Consider the following 16,383-nt stretch of genomic DNA (forward strand, 5'->3'; position numbering starts at 1 on the left):
TCGCCCGAGGCTCGAGTGGTGACGCTGTCACCGCGTCGACACTGTCACCGCGTCGACACTGTCACCGCGTCGACACTGTCACCGCATCGCTCACTGCAACCGGTTCCGGTTCGGTTCTCCCCTCCTGATTCGCCGATCGCAACGTCGAAGGCATGACCGGTCGTGACGTCGATTCGAACGGCTATGTCGGAGCACCAAGTTCGCGGCGTCGACGTCGGTCCGGAAACCCGGTGTGCCCACTACGACACCGACCGCGACGTCGTCGCGTTCAAATTCGCCTGCTGCGAGGACTACTACCCCTGTTATCGCTGCCACGAGGAAACGGCGGACCACGAGGCCGTCCCGTGGCCTCGAGCCCGGTTCGACGAGCCGTCCGTGCTGTGCGGCGTCTGTGACACTGTACTCACCGTCCCCGACTACCTCGAGTGTGACTACCGCTGTCCGGCCTGCGACGCCCCGTTCAATCCCGGCTGTGCGAACCACGCGGCGCTGTACTTCGAGACGGCCGATTCGAACTCGGAGTGAAAACTGGCTCGAGACTGCACACGACGACCGACGGCGCTCAGTCGTCGGCCGGCACCGCTCGCGGGTCGGCGTCCGGTTCGGGGTCGTCGACCAGTGCCGCTTCGACTCGGGGCGGCAGTTCGTTGACGATCGAGCGGCCGTCCTTTTCGCGCACGACCAGCTCGTCGTCCTCGAGCGCGGAGAGGTGGTGCGAGACCGTACTGGGATCCCGATCGAGCGCCTCGGCCAGTCGGCCATTGGGTGCTCGCTCGAGGTCGGCCAGCGTCTCGAGCACCTCGCGTTTGGCCGGTTCCGCGAGAGCGGCCTGCAGTTCGGCGCCCTCGGTCTCGAGGAAGTACCGACGCTTCCCGTTGAGTTTGATCGGCGTCACCATATCCTCGTCTTCCAGGATCCGGACGTGGTATCGAACCGTCGAGAGGGGGATATCGGCCCGGTCGCTGACCTGCGAGAGGTAACAGCCGGGCTCGTCCGCGATCGTCTCGTAGATCGCCCGGCGGCGGTCGTGCTCGAGCGGGTCGGAATCGTCGTACTGGCTGTACCGGAAGAGGGGGAAGAGCTTCCAGAGGTCCGTTCCCGCCCGCCGGAGGGAGTCCGCGTTACGGAGTTGGCTCAGCCAGCCGGCCGTCGCGGTGCTCGCGCCCCCGGCGGTCCCGGACGCGCTGGCACCGCCCGCCGCCGCGCCGGAGGCGGTGACCGCTCCTAACAGTCCGACCAGCACGGCGTCGGTCGCCGTCTCGGCAGTTCCGGGCACCGCGGACGAGTCGGCTCCGTCGCCCTCGCTCTCGGCGCTCGCGTTGTCGGCCGTCGATTCGTCGTCGCTCACGCCGGTGTCGTCGGCGCTCGAGTCCTGTGTTTCCGTCCCGGCCTCGGCCTCGAGAGCGGCGTCGACCCCCGTCTCGTTGGCGGTCGTCTCGACGGCCGGTTCCGTCCCGTTGACCGCCGCGTCGACCGCATCTTCCGTTCGGTCGGCCGTCGCGTCGACCGCGTCTCCCGTTTCGTCGACCGTCGTATCGACGGCGTCGCCCGTTTCGCTGACGGTATCGTGGGCCGTTTCGGACGTCTCAGTGCCCGTCGCATCGATCACACCGTCGGAGCCGTCCGAATCGGACGTCTCGTTCTCGACGGTGTCGGTCGTGCTGTCGGCGGTGTTTCCGACCGTCTCGGTCGTGTTGGTCGTGTCGTCGACGGTCTCGGTCGTATTGTCGGAGGTGTCATCGTCGGAATCGGCCGTCTCCTCGACGCTATCCGCGGTGCTATCGGTGGTGTCGTCGACGGTATCGGTTGTGTCGTCCGTCGTGTCCTCGCCAGTGTCAGTCGTGTCCTCGCCGGTGTCGGTCGTGGTATCGGTGGTATTCTCGACAGTGTCGGTCGTACTGTCGGTCCCGTTCTCGAGCGTCGTCTCGTCGCTCTCGAGGTGGGAGTCGTTGGTCGAGAGCGTGGCCGAACTCGTCAGCGTCGAGTCGTCGCTCGAGACCGCGGCCGCGCCGCTCGCGACGACGCCGGCGAGCACCGCGGTGACGACGAGACACGCGAGCACACGCGTCACGATCGACGAATCCCGTTTCATACCGGTCGGACGATTATGTGCGGTCGATCGTAATACGTTTTCCCGTTCGTGACAGTACGAGAATCCGATAGACGGGGTCTCGAGCCGCCGGTGGGGCGGATCCAGCAAGGTATTTGAGCGTCGGGCGGCCGAATTCGGGTATGGATTCGGCGCTTGGCCCTCCGGAGGCGATGGCCGAGAAACGCGACGAGCTGACGCCCATGATGGCGCAGTATCACGACCTCTGTGCGCGCTACGACGACGCGATCGTGCTCTTTCAGGTGGGGGACTTCTACGAGACGTTCTGTGGCGCGGCCGAGCGCACCGCGCGGCTGCTCGAGATCGCGCTGACCAGCCGCGAGGACAGCACCGGCGAGTACCCGATGGCCGGCATCCCGATCGACAACGCCGAGTCGTACATCGAGGAACTGCTCGAGGCCGGCTACCGGGTCGCGGTGGCCGATCAGGTCGAGGAGCCCGGCGAGACGTCTGGGGTGGTCGAACGGGCGGTCACGCGCGTGATCACGCCCGGGACGCTCACCGAGGACGAACTGCTCGCGAGCGACGACAACAACTTCGTAGCGGCGGTCGCCCGCGGCGATGCGTCTCCCGGCGAGGACGCGCCGCTCGCGCTGGCCCTGCTCGACGTCTCCACGGGCGATTTCCTCGCGACGAGTTCGACCTCACGGGAGTCAATCGCCGACGAAGTGAGCCGGTTCGCGCCCGCGGAGGCCGTCGTCGGGCCGGCCGCGCCCGACGATCTCCTTCCGGCGGACTGCATGGTCACGCCGTACGACGAGGCGGTGTTCGACCGTGAGCGAGCCGGCGAGAAGCTCTCGAGGTACTTCCGAAACCCCGACGCCCTGCTGGCGAGCGACGCCGAGATTCGGGCCTGCGGCGCGCTGCTCTCCTACGCGGAGTACGTCCGCGGCGGGGCACACGAGGGCGAGCGCGGTGAGACGGACGCCGACGACGCCAGCGAAGACGAGGCCACGAGCGACGACGCTCACCTCGAGTATCTCACCCATCTCACGCGGTACGATCCCCGGGAGTACCTCCTGTTGGACGCCGTCGCCCTGCGGAGCCTCGAGCTGTTCGAGCCCCGGGCCGTCGACGGGCGGGACGACGCGACGCTCGTCGGCGTCCTCGACGAGACCGCCAGCGCGCTCGGCGGGCGGAAGCTCCGCGACTGGCTCCGGCGGCCGCTACTCGAGCCCGATCGCATCGAGGCGCGGCTGGACGCCGTCGAGGAACTCACGAGCGCGGTCCGGACGCGCGAACGACTGCACGAGCACCTGCGGGACGTCTACGACCTCGAGCGACTGATCGGGCGGATCTCCCGCGAGCGAGCGAACGCGCGGGACCTGCGGTCGCTGCGGGACACCCTCGCCGTGGTGCCCGACGTCCGCGAGGAACTCGCCGACGCCGACTGCGACCGGCTCGAGCGGCTGCACGACGATCTCGATCCGCTGGTAGACGTCCGCGAGCTGCTCGACGACGCGATCGTCTCGGACCCGCCGATCGAGATCACCGAGGGCGGGATCATCGCCGAGGACTACGACGAGGACCTCGATACCCTGCGTCGGACGGCTCGAGACGGCAAGCAGTGGATCGACGAGCTCGAAGAGCGAGAGCGCGAGCGGACCGGGATCGGTTCGCTCAAGGTCGGCTACAACTCGGTCCACGGCTACTACATCGAGGTGACGAACCCGAACCTCGAGTCGGTGCCCGAGGACTATCAGCGCCGCCAGACGCTGAAGAACTCCGAACGGTTCGTCACGCCGGAACTCAAGGAGCGCGAGGACGAGATCGTCGGCGCGGAAGAGCGCGCCGACGAGCGCGAGTACGAACTCTTCCGCGACGTGCGCCGCGAGATCGGCGACGAGGTCGAGCGCGTCCAGGGACTCGCCGAGGCGCTCGCGACGCTGGACGCGCTCGTCTCGCTGGCGACGGCCGCCGCCCAGTACGACTACTGTCGGCCCGAGATCCTCGAGCGAGACGGGAGTCAGACCCTCGAGATCGAGGGGGGACGCCACCCCGTCGTCGAGCGCACCCAGGAGTCGTTCGTCCCGAACGACGCCCGCTTCGCGAGCGATCGGCGGCTGGCGGTGATTACGGGACCGAATATGTCCGGTAAGTCGACCTACATGCGGCAGGTCGCCCAGATCGTTCTGTTAGCACAGGTCGGCAGCTTCGTTCCGGCCAGCGCCGCCCGAATCACGCCCGTCGACCGAATCTTCACCCGCGTCGGTGCCAGCGACGACATCGCTGGCGGGCGCTCGACGTTCATGGTCGAGATGGACGAACTCGCGACCATCCTGCAGGAGGCCGACGAGCACTCGCTGGTCTTGCTCGACGAAGTGGGCCGGGGCACCTCGACGGCCGACGGGATGGCCATCGCGCAGGCGATCACCGAACACCTCCACGATCGGGTCGGCGCAACGACTCTCTTCGCCACGCATCACCACCCGCTGACCGACCTCGCGGACGACCTCGCGGCCGCGTTCACGCTGCACTTCGAGGTCGACCAAGAAGACGACGAGGTGGTCTTCCACCACGAGATCGCCGCCGGCGCGGCGACGGGCTCCTACGGCGTCGAGGTGGCGACCGCCGCCGGCGTTCCCGAGTCCGTGGTCGAGCGGTCGCGGGAGCTGGTCGCGGACGCGGACGACGAGGGGCTCGAGTCGATCGACGAGGAAGCGACGAACGTCGACACCGACTCGAGTACCGCTCCGACCCACGAGACGGAGGCGACTGGGACCGCGACGGCGGACGGGGGCGATATTCCCGCTGACGTCGCCGCCGAACTCCGCGCGCTCGATCTCGCCCACCTCACGCCCGTCGAGGCGCTGACGGAACTCGATCGGCTGAAGCGCTCGCTCGAGGAGTGACGGCCGTCACGCGTCGCTGTCGGTCAGCGATTTCCGATAGATGACCAGTTCGAAGGGATCGTCGAACGCCTCGATCCGTTCGCGGTGCACCTCCTCGAACCCGACCGACTCGTACAGTCGACGCGCCGGGGTCTGTTTCGCCATCGTGTCGAGTACGATCTGGGTCGCGTCTCGCGACCGAGCGCGTCGCTCGAGTTCCTCGTACGTCCGTCGGCCGTATCCCCGTCGGTGATAGTCGGGGTCGACGCGCAGCCGCGTCAGCTCGACCGTCGACTCCGGCCGATCGGGAACGAACGTCGCGACGGAATCGGTCTCGTCGATCGGTCGAAACGCGCCCATCGCGACGATTTGATCGTCGACTTCGCCGACGAGAAATTCGCCGCCGGCCTCGAGAATCGTCTCGGTGACGGTCTCGAGGTCGCCGGGAACGTCTTCGACGTAGGCGTCGGCGTCTCGCATGGCCGTCTCGTGGAGTTCTCGGACGCGCGGACCGTCGTTCGGTCGGTATCGTCGGAGCGTCAGGGCACTCTCCATAGTCGACTAGCGGTTTCGACCGCCGAACCGTAAGAGTGGGCGGGCGGACGGTCGGGCTGCGAGGACCGGCACAACGTACAACTATCGCGCCCACCATATAGTGATATGACATATCGATCGACGATCGGCTGGTCGCTCATCACGTCGGGGATCGTTACGCTGTTGCTCGCCTTTCTCCCGGGCGATTCGCTGTGGTGGGGGATCGGGCTCTTGGTCCTCGGAATCGTCATCTTCGTGGGTCGTCGGTAGCCGACCGCTCCCCGTCTCGTCGACGCGGGGTCCGTACCGCCTGCAAGTTTATTCTATCTGGCGGGCGAAGTCCGATCCGCTGACCCGCGCGGAGGCGGTGATCGACATGGGAGACCTGACACTCGAGAGCCCCGAGTTCGACGACGGGGAACGGATCCCCGAGGAGTACGGCTACACGGAAACGAACGTCAATCCGCCCCTCGAGATCGACGGCGTTCCGGACGACGCCGAATCGCTCGCGCTGGTCGTCGACGACCCCGACGCGAGAGAGCCCGCCGGCAAGGTCTGGGACCACTGGATCGTCTGGAACGTTCCGCCGGGGACGACGACGATTCCGGAGGACTGGGACGCCGACGACGCGACCGAGGGAACGAACGACTACGGCGACCACGGCTACGGCGGTCCGAACCCGCCGGACAGGGAACATACCTACCGATTTAAACTGTTCGCCCTGGATACGACGCTCGACCTCGGACCCGACGCGAGCGCGGACGACCTCGAGTCGGCGGCGGAAGGACACGTCCTCGAGCGGACGCATCTCGAGGGAACGTACCCGACGGAATAGTCAGTTCGGCTATCGTTAGGAAAAACGCTTACTGATAGTCGGAGAATTCGTCGAACAGACGAGACACGATGACCGAGGGCCCGGCCCGTCCGCTCCTCGTTGGTGATAGTTCGACCCTCGAGACCGTCGTCTCCGGCCTTCCCGACGACGAACCGATCGACGTCAGGACGGCCGCGACGAGCGCCGCGGCGCTCGAGGCGCTCGACGAGAGTGAGCGACTCGACTGCGTCGTCAGCGCCTACGAACTGCCGGACACCGACGGGATTTCGTTGGTGTCGACCGTCCGCGAGCGACGGCCCGATATCCCCGTCCTCCTCTACGTGGACGACGGGAGCGAGGAGATCGCGAGCGAGGCGATCTCGGTCGGCGTCACGGAGTACGTTCCGACCGAACTGGCGGCCGAACGGCCCGACGTGCTGGCGAACCGAATCGAGAACGTCGTCACGCACCACCGAACCGAGACCGAACTCGAGGAGCGGGAACGGCAGCTGACGACGCTTATCGGTAATCTGCCGGGGATCGTCTACCGGTGTCGACCCAAATCCGACTGGGCGATGACGGTCCTTCGCGGCGACTGCGAGCCGTTGGTCGGCTACGATCCGGACCGGATCGTCGGCGGCGACGTCTCGTGGGGGGACGATATCGTCCATCCCGACGACCGCGTGGACGCCCTCGAGTCGATCCGCTGGCAGCTCGAACGGGACGATCGCTTCAGGGTGACCTACCGGATTCGAACGCAGAGCGGCAGCCGAAGATGGGTCGAAGAACGGGGATCGGCCGTCTACGCGACGGCCGACGGGGGCGATCGAGCCGTGGATTCGTCGGCCACATCGATGGACAGTGACCTCGGTAGTGTCGAAAGCGATCATCGAGCTGACGACGACCTGGTCGCTCTCGAGGGGTTCATCATGGACGTCACTGAGCGTGAGCAGCGCAAACAGGAACTCGAGCGCTACGAGACGGTCCTCGAGACGATCCCCGATGGCGCGTACGTCCTCGACGAGTCCTACTGCTTCCGGCTGGTCAACGATGCGCTGGTTTCGATGACGGGACGGAACCGCGAGGAACTGCTCGGAACGCACATCTCGGTGATCGATGACGAGGCGATGAGTAACGTCGAGCGACTCCGATCCGAACTGGCGGCCGGGAGTCGCGACGTCGCGACGATGGAAACGCGGATCCGGCAGTCCGACGGCGAGACGTTCCCTGCAGAGGTCAGGTTCACGACGCTACCGCCGGCCGACGGCGATTCCGGTGAAGAGACCGACGACCGCGACACCGACGGGTTCCGCGGAACTGCCGGCGTGGTCCGGGACACGACCGAGCGAAAGGCCCGAAAACGCCAACTCGAGTACCAGCGAGAGCAGCTCGCGGCCATCAACCAGCTCTATCGAGTGCAGGAAGACATCACCCAGTCGGTGATCGAGCTCTCCTCGCGCGAGGAGATGGAACAGCGGGTCTGCGAACGGCTCGCGGAGACGGACTCCTATCGGTTCGCCTGGATCGGCGGGATCGATCGGGGCTCGAAGACGGTTGAGCCGCGAGCGACCGCCGGCGTCGAGGACGGCTATCTCGAATCGGTTACCATCACGGTCGACGAGAGCGACACCGGCCAGGGGCCGACGGGCGAAGCGATCCGGACCGGTGAGTTACAGATTCAGACGGATATCCTGACGGATCCCGACTACGAACCGTGGCGCGAGCCGGCGATCGAACGGGGGTATCGATCCAGCGCCGCGATCCCGATCGAACACGGTGACTCCACCTACGGCGTCCTCAACGTCTACACCGAACGAGAGGACGCGTTCGACGGCTACGAACGGGAGATCCTCGCGGGACTCGGCGAGATCATCGGTCACGCGATCAGCGCTCGCCAGCGGGAAAAGACGCTCCTGAGCGACGTCGTCCGGGAACTGCAGTTCCGGACGACCGACGTCGAGTCACCGCTCGTCGACGCGTCCGCCGGTCGCGACTGTACGATCCGGATCGAACGAGTGGTACCCGCCGACGGGGACGCGTTCGTCCACTTCCTCTCGGTCGACGGGATCGATCCCGACGAGTTCGAAGACGACATCGCGACCGTCGACGGCGTCACCGACGTCTCCGCGATCACGCCGACCGACGACGCGTACCTGTTCGAGGTCACCATCCGCGATCCGCCGCTGACACGGCTGTTCGCGGACCGGGGCGGTCGGCTCCGATCGGTTCGGATCGACGACGGCGAACTCTATTGTACCGCCGAGTTCCCCCCCGACGTCGACGTCCGCGGGGCGATCGACGCGATCCAGAACGCGTATCCCGACCTCGAGGTACTCGCCCAGCGAACCCGCCGGGTCGAGGATCGGACCGTCGAGGAATTCCAGACCCGCGTGCTCGAGTCGCTGACCGAGAAACAGCGCCGGACGCTCGAGACGGCCTACAGCGCCGGCTTTTTCGACTGGCCGCGAGAACAGAGCGGCGAAGACGTCGCGGAGATGCTAGACATCTCGCCGGCGACCTTCTCCCAACACCTTCGAACGGCTCAGCGAAAGGTCATGGAGGCGCTGCTCGCCGAGGGGGAAGACGCAGATACCTGACCCCGATTTTCCTCGGAGGGTCTCGAGGCCGTTCACTCGGCCGGGGGCTCGAGCGAGACGAACTCGAGGCCGTGTTCGGTCAGGAGCCGGCCCGCGCGGTCGGTCACCGAGGGGGCGACTAGGATCCCGCGAACGGCAGCGTCAGCGTGGAGGTCGCGCTCGAGGGCGTCGACGTAGCGCCGGAGCTGACTCACCGCGTCGGGCCCGACCCGACGACGCTTTAGTTCGACTACGACCGCCCGGCCGGCCGAATCCTCGCCGTAGATGTCGACCGCACCCGCGGGCGTGTCGCGCTCGGTCGCCAGCGGCGTGAAGTCGGTCTCGAGCAGGGAAGGGTTCTCGAGGATCCGCTGGCGGAGGTCCTCCTCGGTGCCGACGAGGGCGAGTTCGTTCTCGTCGGACCCGGAGAACGCCGAGACCTGCAGCACCTCCCGGAACCTGACGCGGAGCCGCTCGTCCGGCGTCGATCGGACACTGTCGAGGACGAGCGCGCCGTCCTCGCAGGAGACGTCGTGGTCACAGCCCGGCGGCTGCCAGTTGACCGGCTGCTGGCCCTCGTCGGTGTGGACCAGCGCCGCGCCGTCGGGCTTGAGCATGACGTGGCGATCGCCCGCCTCGAGGCGGCTCGAGGCCCGACCCTCGTAGTCGACGGTGCAGCGACCGTAGACGGTCACGATCGCGCCGCGATCGATCCCGCGGGCGACGACGTCGCGAGCGGCCGGTAGCGTCGGCTCCTGGAGGGTTTCCGTTCGCGTCCCATCCTCTGAATCCGTCACTGGACCGTGGTAGTGGGGGAACGGATAAAAGGTGCCCGCTGTCGGGCGGATTTCGCGTCCGATCGGCCGACTGCGACCGGACGCTGGACCCAACGCAGAAGGTATATTTTCCCTCATCCCCGCGTGTCAGAGACAATGTCGAACCTTCTGACCCGTCGGAGCTTCCTCGCGCTTACCGGTGCCGGTGCGACCGCGTCGCTGGCCGGCTGCTCCCAGCTCGAATCGATCGGCCAATCGGACTCGTCGGGCGACGCGACTAACGCGGTCACGCTCCAAGTGAGACCGGCCGAGAAGGAGGTCTCGAGTCTCGGGGAGGAGATCCAAGCGGACGTCGAGAGCGGCAATCTCAGTCGGCAGGAGGCGCAACTGGAGTACCAGAGACGACAGCGCGAGTTAGTCGAAGCGGCTGCAACCGACTTCGAGGAATCGGTTTCCGCGAAGCTCACGATCGAAAAGTCGGAGACTGCGTACGGGCTCTTCCTCGTCTCCGGCTCCGACGAGGCGATCCTGCAATCGCTTCGCGAGGGTGCCGTCGGGGCGATCTATCCCGGCGAGGAGTACGATTCGCTCGTCCGACAGCAACAACAGCGGGCACAACAGCTCGAACAGCAACAGTCGCTACTCGAGCAACAGCAGCAAGCAGGGGCAGACGGCGAGACGAACGAGTCCGGTGCCGCGAACGAAACGGACGCCGGGAACGAATCGACTTCGGGGAACGAGACGGACAGCTGAGGCGAGAGTGACTGCCGTCTTCCGGCCGTCCCCATCGGTGACCGCTCACCGCTCGAGGGCGAACGGACTCTCTCGTTCGGTCCAGTTCCAGCCCGGCAGCCGCTCTTGGAAGCCGGCGGCGAGGGCCGCCTCGCAGTCGTCGACGCCGGCGTTTTCGTCTTCGTCGCCGTGGACGCGAAGGTCGGCGTAGTGAAAGGTCGCTTCGCCGAGCGTCCGCAGCGGCTGCGGGCCGGCAATCGTCGCGGCCAGTTCGCGCCCGAGGAGTTCGTCGACGACGAACCCCGGATAATCGCCCTCGACGTCGAGTTCTCTGAGGATCGCGACCATCGCGGCGACGTTGACCGCCAGATCGCCGTCGGCGAAGACGGTGTCGACTTCCTCGCGATACTGTGACTCGGTGATCGCGTCGACATCGGTGCCGAAGGCGTCGCCGAGATCGGCCCGAACGTCGTTGACGAGGGGAACGACCGTATTGGCTCGGTTCGCGATCCAATCGCGCTCCTCGCGGACTCGGGTAGGGGTAACGTACATACCGTACTGACAGGTATCACCCCCACGGCCCTGATTTTTGCGAAGGCTTTTATACCACGCAAAGAATAGCGTCGAGTAAGCGGGTTCTCCCTGGAATTGTCCCGCACGGACCAGGATAACCGATCCGGGAGCGTGTTCGTCAGGTACGGAGTAGGATACGATGAATCGGGAGACGAGACGGAAGACGAGCGACGTTGACCCGCGCGGGCGGCGACGCTCGCAGTCGGTTCCGACGCGACGGACGCCGTTCGGCACCCCTCGCGAAACCGAACTTCGTTCTCCGTTCCCGAGACTCTCTCCCCGACCCGATGCCGCGTTCGATCCCGGACGGCGAGTTCACGCAAGCCACATTGGCGACCTATGAGCACTGTAGAGCAGCAACTCGACGATCTCAAAGCACAGATCACGAGCGAGTTACCGAGCGATATCTCGGTCTCCTCGGTGAAATACGAAGGCCCCGAACTGGTGGTCTACACGCGCGATCCGAAGAAGTTCGCCCAGCAGGGCGATCTCATTCGGCAACTCGCGAGCAAGCTTCGCAAGCGAATCACCGTCCGGCCCGACCCCAGCGTCCTCTCGCGGCCCGAACAGGCCCGCGAGGAGATCATGAACGTCATCCCCGAGGACGCTGGCGTCACTGACCTCGACTTCCACGCCGACACCGGCGAGGTCGTCATCGAGGCCGAAAAACCCGGCATGGTCATCGGCCGTCACGGGTCCACGCTCCGCGAAATAACGAAGACCGTCGGCTGGACGCCCGAAGTCGTCCGCACGCCGCCGATCGAATCCTCGACCGTCTCGAACGTCCGGAGCTTCCTCAAGCAGGAACGCGACGAGCGCCGCGACATCTTAGAGAAGGTCGGCCGACAGATCCACCGCGAGGAGATGTCCGACGACGAGTACGTCCGCATCACCACGCTGGGCTGCTGTCGCGAGGTCGGGCGCGCGTCGTTCATCCTCTCGACCCCCGAGACGCGGATCCTCATCGACTGCGGCGACAAACCCGGCGCGGAGGGCGAAGTGCCGTACCTCCACGCGCCCGAGGCGCTCGGCGCGGGCCCGCAGACCATCGACGCGGTCGTCCTGACCCACGCCCACCTCGACCACTCCGCGCTGATCCCGCTGCTGTTCAAGTACGGCTACGACGGCCCGATCTACTGTACCGAGCCGACGCGGGATCTGATGGGCCTGCTGACGCTCGACTACCTCGACGTTGCGGCCAAGGAAGGCCGGAGTCCGCCCTACGAGAGCGAGCAGGTCCGCGAAGCGATCAAACACTGCATCCCGCTCGAGTACGGTGACGTCACCGACATCGCGCCGGACGTCAAACTCACCTTCCACAACGCCGGCCACATTCTCGGCTCGGCCGTCTCGCACTTCCACATCGGCGACGGCCTCTACAACGTGGCCTTCTCCGGTGACATCCACTACGACGACACCCGCCTGTTCAACGGCGCGGTCAACGACTTCCCGCGCGTCGAGACGCTCGTCCTCGAGTCGACCTACGGCGGTCGCAACGACTACCAGACCGATCAGGCCGACTCGGAGCGAAACCTCAAGGAGGTCATTCAGGAGACCTACGAGAGGGATGGGAAAGTCGTCATTCCGGCGTTCGCGGTCGGCCGGTCCCAGGAGATCATGCTCGTCTTGGAGGAGGCGATGCGCAGCGGCGACATCCCCACGATGCCGGTCCACTTGGACGGCATGATCTGGGAGGCGACGGCGATCCACACCACCTATCCCGAGTACCTCCGGGACGACCTGCGGGACCGCATCTTCCACGACGACGAGAACCCGTTCCTCGCCGAGCAGTTCAACCACATCGACGGCGGCGAGGAGGAGCGACAGGACGTCGCCGACGGCGAACCCTGTATCGTCCTCTCGACCTCCGGGATGGTCACCGGCGGGCCGATCATGTCCTGGCTCAGTCATCTCGGTCCCGATCCGGACTCGTCGCTCGTCTTCGTCGGCTATCAGGCCCAGGGAACCCTCGGTCGGCGCATCCAGAACGGCTGGGACGAGATCCCGACCAGCGAGGTCGGTGCCATGGGCGGCGGCGACGGCCGCGGCACCCTCTCGCTGAACATGAACGTCGAAACCGTCGACGGCTTCTCCGGCCACGCAGACCGCGCCGGCCTCGAGAACTTCGTCAAGACGATGAATCCCCGGCCCGAGAAGGTCCTCTGCGTTCACGGCGACGAGCGGTCCACGCAGGACCTCTCGAGCGCGCTCTACCACGACTTCGACATGCGCACCTTCGCGCCGAAGAACCTCGAGACCTTCCGCTTCTTATAAAGCCCTCGGCGTGCCCTGGCGGGCACGCCTCGCCCTTTCAGTCCGCCAGGAGATCCGGGGCGCGGCGCGCGGATCTGCGCGCCGCGCGGTCGGCCTGCCCTCCCCCGTGACTCGAGCGCTCGCCTCGACGATGAGGCGAGCGCTCGAGACGGCCACTGCACTGTTTCTGTCGGGTTTCGGGATCGCTGCGGTCACTTCATCGCAGCGACGAGTGCTCGAGTTACTGCTGAGCCGTGACGGCTGTCGATCGAAAAAAGAGCGGACCGCGACGGCCGATCAGGAGAGCTGTTTCGAGAGCCAATCCAGGTTCGTCGCGATCGTCGCGATCACGATGGCAATCACCGAGATGAGGATGAGGAACGTCGAGACGACGCTCACCATCGGATCCAGCGACTGACGCAGCGCTTCCCAGGCCACCACCGGGATGGTCTTCGTGCTGTGACTTGAGAGGAACAGCGCCATCACGAACTCTTGGAGGCTGACGATGAAGGCGAGCAGCGCGCCGACGAAGATCCCGTGTTTGACGTTCGGGAGGACGGCGTAGACGAACGACTGGATCGGTCCCGCACCGAGGTCTTTCGCGGCGTCGAGCAACTGCCAGTCGAACCGGCTGAACACCGACCGCATCACGAAGTAGACGAGCGGCGTCGCCCACAGCGTGTGTGCGAGGATGATACTCAGGTAGGAGGCGTCCATCCCGGCCCTGACGAAGTAGACGCGCATCGAGATCCCGAGGATAATCGGCGGGATCAGCAGCGGCACGAGGACGAGCGGCGCGAGCAGCTGTCCGGCTCGGCCGTCGTCGAGTTCGTGGCCGAAGGCGGCCGTGACGCCCAGCATCGTCGCGACGACGGTCGTCCCGACGCCGACGAGGAGGCTGTTGTCGAACGCCGAGAGCCAGCGCGTCTCCTCGAGGAACGCGCGATAGTGGACCAGCGAGTAGTTCTCGGGCGGGAAGACGAGATTCCCCGACTCCGCGAAGGAGGTCACGACGACCACGACGAGCGGCAACAGCATGAACGCCAGGATCGCCAGATAGCCCGCGCGAAACAGGGCGTTCTCGACGGTCTCTCTATGCATACTCGACCTCACCTCCGAAGCGGCCGAGCGCGAGGGTGAGAACGGCGACGCTCGCGAGCATCAACACCAGCATGACGACCGAGTACGCGGTCGCGATCTCCCACTGGAGATTCGACAGCAACCGCTTCTCGACCTCGATCGCGAACGCCTGGTCTCGAGCGCCGAGGAGCCCCGGCGCGGCGTACGCGCCGACGCTCCAGGCGAAGGAGATCACCGTCGCGACGATGATCCCGGGCATCGCCTGCGGGATGACGACCTCGAGGAACGAGCGCGGACGGCTCGCGCCGAGGTCGCGGGCGGCCTCGACGAGTCCCCAGTCCATCGTCGACAGAACGCTGTAGATCGCCAGCACGGCGTAGGGGAGGACGATGTAGATCTGACCGACGATCACGCCGACCGTTCCGGGGGCAAACTGGATCGGCTCCGAGACCAGATTCAACGCCAGGAGGACGTCGTTGAGCGTCCCGTTCGGCGAGAGGAGCGGCCGGAACGCGTACGTCTTGATGACGAGGGTCGTCAGGAGGGGCAGGATCACCGAGAACAGCAGGAGGGATTTGATCGGACCATCGGCTCGCCAGATCGCGTAGGCGTAAAACAGCGCGATCACGACCGTGATCCCCGTGGCGGCCACCCCCAGTTTGAACGAGTAGATGATGGGTTCGAGCAACACGCCGTTAGTGAACACCTCGACGTAGCCGTCCAGCGACCACGTTCCGTCGGCGTACCGGAGGTCCGGCGACCCTTCCATGAGGCTGATCCGGAGCAGGATCAGGAACGGGGCGACGAAGAGCAGTAACTCGAATACCAGCAGCGGGGCCATCAGCAACAGCGCCCGTTTCGAGCGCGATCGCTCTCGGAGCGGCTCCCAGAGCCGAGTGACCGGTGCCGGCAGCGACGATTGCGTGCCCGACATCATTACAGATCGACCCTCGAGCCGTCGTCCCGGAACACGAGGAGGTCCGCGCCGTCCCAGCTAATCCTGATCTCGTCGCCGGCGTCGAACTCACCGGAGTCCGAGACGGTGCGTTCGGCGAACACCGACGTGCCCTCGACGTCGACGGAGTACCGAACCGTCGAACCTCGGTAGAGCACGTTCTCGACCGTGCCGACGACGGAGTTCGTCGTACTCCCGTCGGCGCGAACGGCCTGGGCCGTCTCCTCGGCTTCGGATCCCGCCGACTCCGCCGGTTCGATCGAGAGGACCTCGGGACGAAGCGACAGCGTCACCGAGTCGCCGTCCGTGAGCGCGTCCGCGTCGCCGTTCGCTGTCGGGATGACGACCTCCCGACCCAGTTCCGTGTCGACGTGGACGGAGTCCGACGTCGTCCGCCTCACGGTGCCCTCGACGAAGTTCGTATCGCCGAGGAAGCCCTCGATGAACCGGTTCTTCGGGTTCCGGTAGACCTCGTTCGGTTCGCCGACCTGGACGAGGTTTCCGTCGGCCATGATGCCGATCCGATCGGCGAGGGTGAAAGCCTCGTCCTGATCGTGGGTCACGTGGACGAACGTCTCCTCGAGTTCCGCGTGGATCTCGCGGAGTTCGATCTGCATGTCCTCGCTGAGCCGCTTGTCGAGGTTCGACAGCGGCTCGTCGAGCAACAACACGTCAGGGTTGACGGCGAGCGACCGCGCGAGCGCGACCCGCTGTTTCTGACCGCCGCTCAGGTTCATCGGATCGTCGTCGGCGTACTCCGCCATTCGGACGCGCTCGAGCATCTCGCGGGCCCGCTCGCGGCGTTCGTCTTTCCCGACGCCCTGCATCTTCAGCCCGAAGGCGACGTTCTCGAGGACCGTCTTGTGGGGGAACAGCGCCCAGTCCTGAAACACCGTCGCGGTGGTGCGTTCGTAGGCCGGGCGATCGGTCACGTCCTCGTCGCCGATGCGTATTTCGCCATCGGTCGGCGTCTCGAGGCCGGCGAGCATCCGCAGCGTCGTGGACTTGCCGCTCCCGCTGGGCCCGAGCAGACAGAGCAGTTCGCCGTCGTCGATCGTCACCGAGACGTCCTCGACGGCGAGCTCGTCGCCGTACCGTTTCTCGAGTCCGGAAAGCGTGATTTCAGACATGAATATCGTATCGCGACCC

General features: G+C 66.2%; 14 protein-coding genes. 7 read left to right on the top strand and 7 right to left on the bottom strand.

Annotated elements, in window-relative coordinates:
- Window positions 1–183 precede the first annotated feature (183 nt).
- Window positions 184–525 (top strand): CHY zinc finger protein, encoded by a 342-nt coding sequence (locus tag LDH66_RS02010; RefSeq protein ID WP_226479413.1) that lies wholly within the window; start codon window positions 184–186, stop codon window positions 523–525.
- 37 nt (window positions 526–562) lie between these two features.
- Here the strand turns inward: LDH66_RS02010 and LDH66_RS02015 are convergent, their stop codons facing one another.
- Window positions 563–2,092 carry a helix-turn-helix domain-containing protein gene (locus tag LDH66_RS02015; protein WP_226479414.1) on the bottom strand — a complete coding sequence of 510 codons (1,530 nt, stop codon included), beginning with the start codon at window positions 2,090–2,092 and terminating at the stop codon, window positions 563–565.
- 140 nt (window positions 2,093–2,232) lie between these two features.
- On the opposite strand from LDH66_RS02015, the gene mutS reads away from it, so the two are divergent.
- Window positions 2,233–4,962, top strand: coding sequence for a DNA mismatch repair protein MutS (gene mutS, locus LDH66_RS02020; RefSeq protein ID WP_226479415.1), 2,730 nt, complete (start codon window positions 2,233–2,235; stop codon window positions 4,960–4,962).
- A gap of 6 nt (window positions 4,963–4,968) precedes the next feature.
- On the opposite strand, the gene LDH66_RS02025 is transcribed toward mutS, so the two are convergent.
- A complete protein-coding gene (locus LDH66_RS02025; RefSeq protein ID WP_226479416.1) occupies window positions 4,969–5,496 on the bottom strand; it encodes a GNAT family N-acetyltransferase in 528 nt (175 codons plus the stop codon).
- A gap of 105 nt (window positions 5,497–5,601) precedes the next feature.
- On the opposite strand from LDH66_RS02025, the gene LDH66_RS02030 reads away from it, so the two are divergent.
- The 3 genes from LDH66_RS02030 (at window position 5,602) to LDH66_RS02040 (ending at window position 8,886) form a co-directional block, all read left to right on the top strand.
- On the top strand, window positions 5,602–5,745 hold the full coding sequence (locus tag LDH66_RS02030; protein WP_226479417.1) for a hypothetical protein: 144 nt from the start codon (window positions 5,602–5,604) through the stop codon (window positions 5,743–5,745).
- 106 nt (window positions 5,746–5,851) lie between these two features.
- Window positions 5,852–6,310 carry a YbhB/YbcL family Raf kinase inhibitor-like protein gene (locus LDH66_RS02035; protein WP_226479418.1) on the top strand — a complete coding sequence of 153 codons (459 nt, stop codon included), beginning with the start codon at window positions 5,852–5,854 and terminating at the stop codon, window positions 6,308–6,310.
- Window positions 6,311–6,378: 68 nt separating this feature from the next.
- The gene (locus tag LDH66_RS02040) at window positions 6,379–8,886 is read left to right on the top strand and encodes a bacterio-opsin activator domain-containing protein (RefSeq protein ID WP_226479419.1); all 2,508 of its coding nucleotides are present in this window, start codon (window positions 6,379–6,381) and stop codon (window positions 8,884–8,886) included.
- Between the two features lie 32 nt (window positions 8,887–8,918).
- Here LDH66_RS02040 and nucS read toward each other — a convergent pair whose 3' ends face one another.
- Complete coding sequence (nucS, locus tag LDH66_RS02045; protein WP_226479420.1) at window positions 8,919–9,662, bottom strand: endonuclease NucS; 744 nt, start codon at window positions 9,660–9,662, stop codon at window positions 8,919–8,921.
- 135 nt (window positions 9,663–9,797) lie between these two features.
- Between nucS and LDH66_RS02050 the strand changes: the two genes are divergently transcribed.
- Window positions 9,798–10,394 carry a hypothetical protein gene (locus tag LDH66_RS02050; protein ID WP_226479421.1) on the top strand — a complete coding sequence of 199 codons (597 nt, stop codon included), beginning with the start codon at window positions 9,798–9,800 and terminating at the stop codon, window positions 10,392–10,394.
- 45 nt (window positions 10,395–10,439) lie between these two features.
- Here LDH66_RS02050 and LDH66_RS02055 read toward each other — a convergent pair whose 3' ends face one another.
- A complete protein-coding gene (locus LDH66_RS02055) occupies window positions 10,440–10,925 on the bottom strand; it encodes a DUF7984 family protein (protein ID WP_226479422.1) in 486 nt (161 codons plus the stop codon).
- A 360-nt stretch (window positions 10,926–11,285) separates the two neighbouring features.
- Between LDH66_RS02055 and LDH66_RS02060 the strand changes: the two genes are divergently transcribed.
- The gene (locus LDH66_RS02060; protein ID WP_226479423.1) at window positions 11,286–13,220 is read left to right on the top strand and encodes a beta-CASP ribonuclease aCPSF1; all 1,935 of its coding nucleotides are present in this window, start codon (window positions 11,286–11,288) and stop codon (window positions 13,218–13,220) included.
- Window positions 13,221–13,496: 276 nt separating this feature from the next.
- On the opposite strand, the gene LDH66_RS02065 is transcribed toward LDH66_RS02060, so the two are convergent.
- From LDH66_RS02065 to LDH66_RS02075, 3 genes are read right to left on the bottom strand one after another with little or no spacing between them, the layout of a single operon-like run.
- Complete coding sequence (locus LDH66_RS02065) at window positions 13,497–14,300, bottom strand: ABC transporter permease (RefSeq protein WP_226479424.1); 804 nt, start codon at window positions 14,298–14,300, stop codon at window positions 13,497–13,499.
- Window positions 14,293–15,213, bottom strand: a complete 921-nt coding sequence (locus LDH66_RS02070) for an ABC transporter permease (RefSeq protein WP_226480934.1) — start codon at window positions 15,211–15,213, stop codon at window positions 14,293–14,295. The genes LDH66_RS02065 and LDH66_RS02070 overlap by 8 nt, the downstream gene beginning before the upstream one ends.
- A 2-nt stretch (window positions 15,214–15,215) precedes the next feature.
- Window positions 15,216–16,364: an ABC transporter ATP-binding protein gene (locus LDH66_RS02075; protein WP_226479425.1), complete on the bottom strand. Its 1,149-nt coding sequence runs from the start codon at window positions 16,362–16,364 to the stop codon at window positions 15,216–15,218.
- Between the last annotated feature and the right edge of the window lie 19 nt (window positions 16,365–16,383).

Origin of the sequence: Natrinema amylolyticum, assembly GCF_020515625.1 — an archaeon.
Lineage (GTDB): Archaea > Halobacteriota > Halobacteria > Halobacteriales > Natrialbaceae > Natrinema > Natrinema amylolyticum.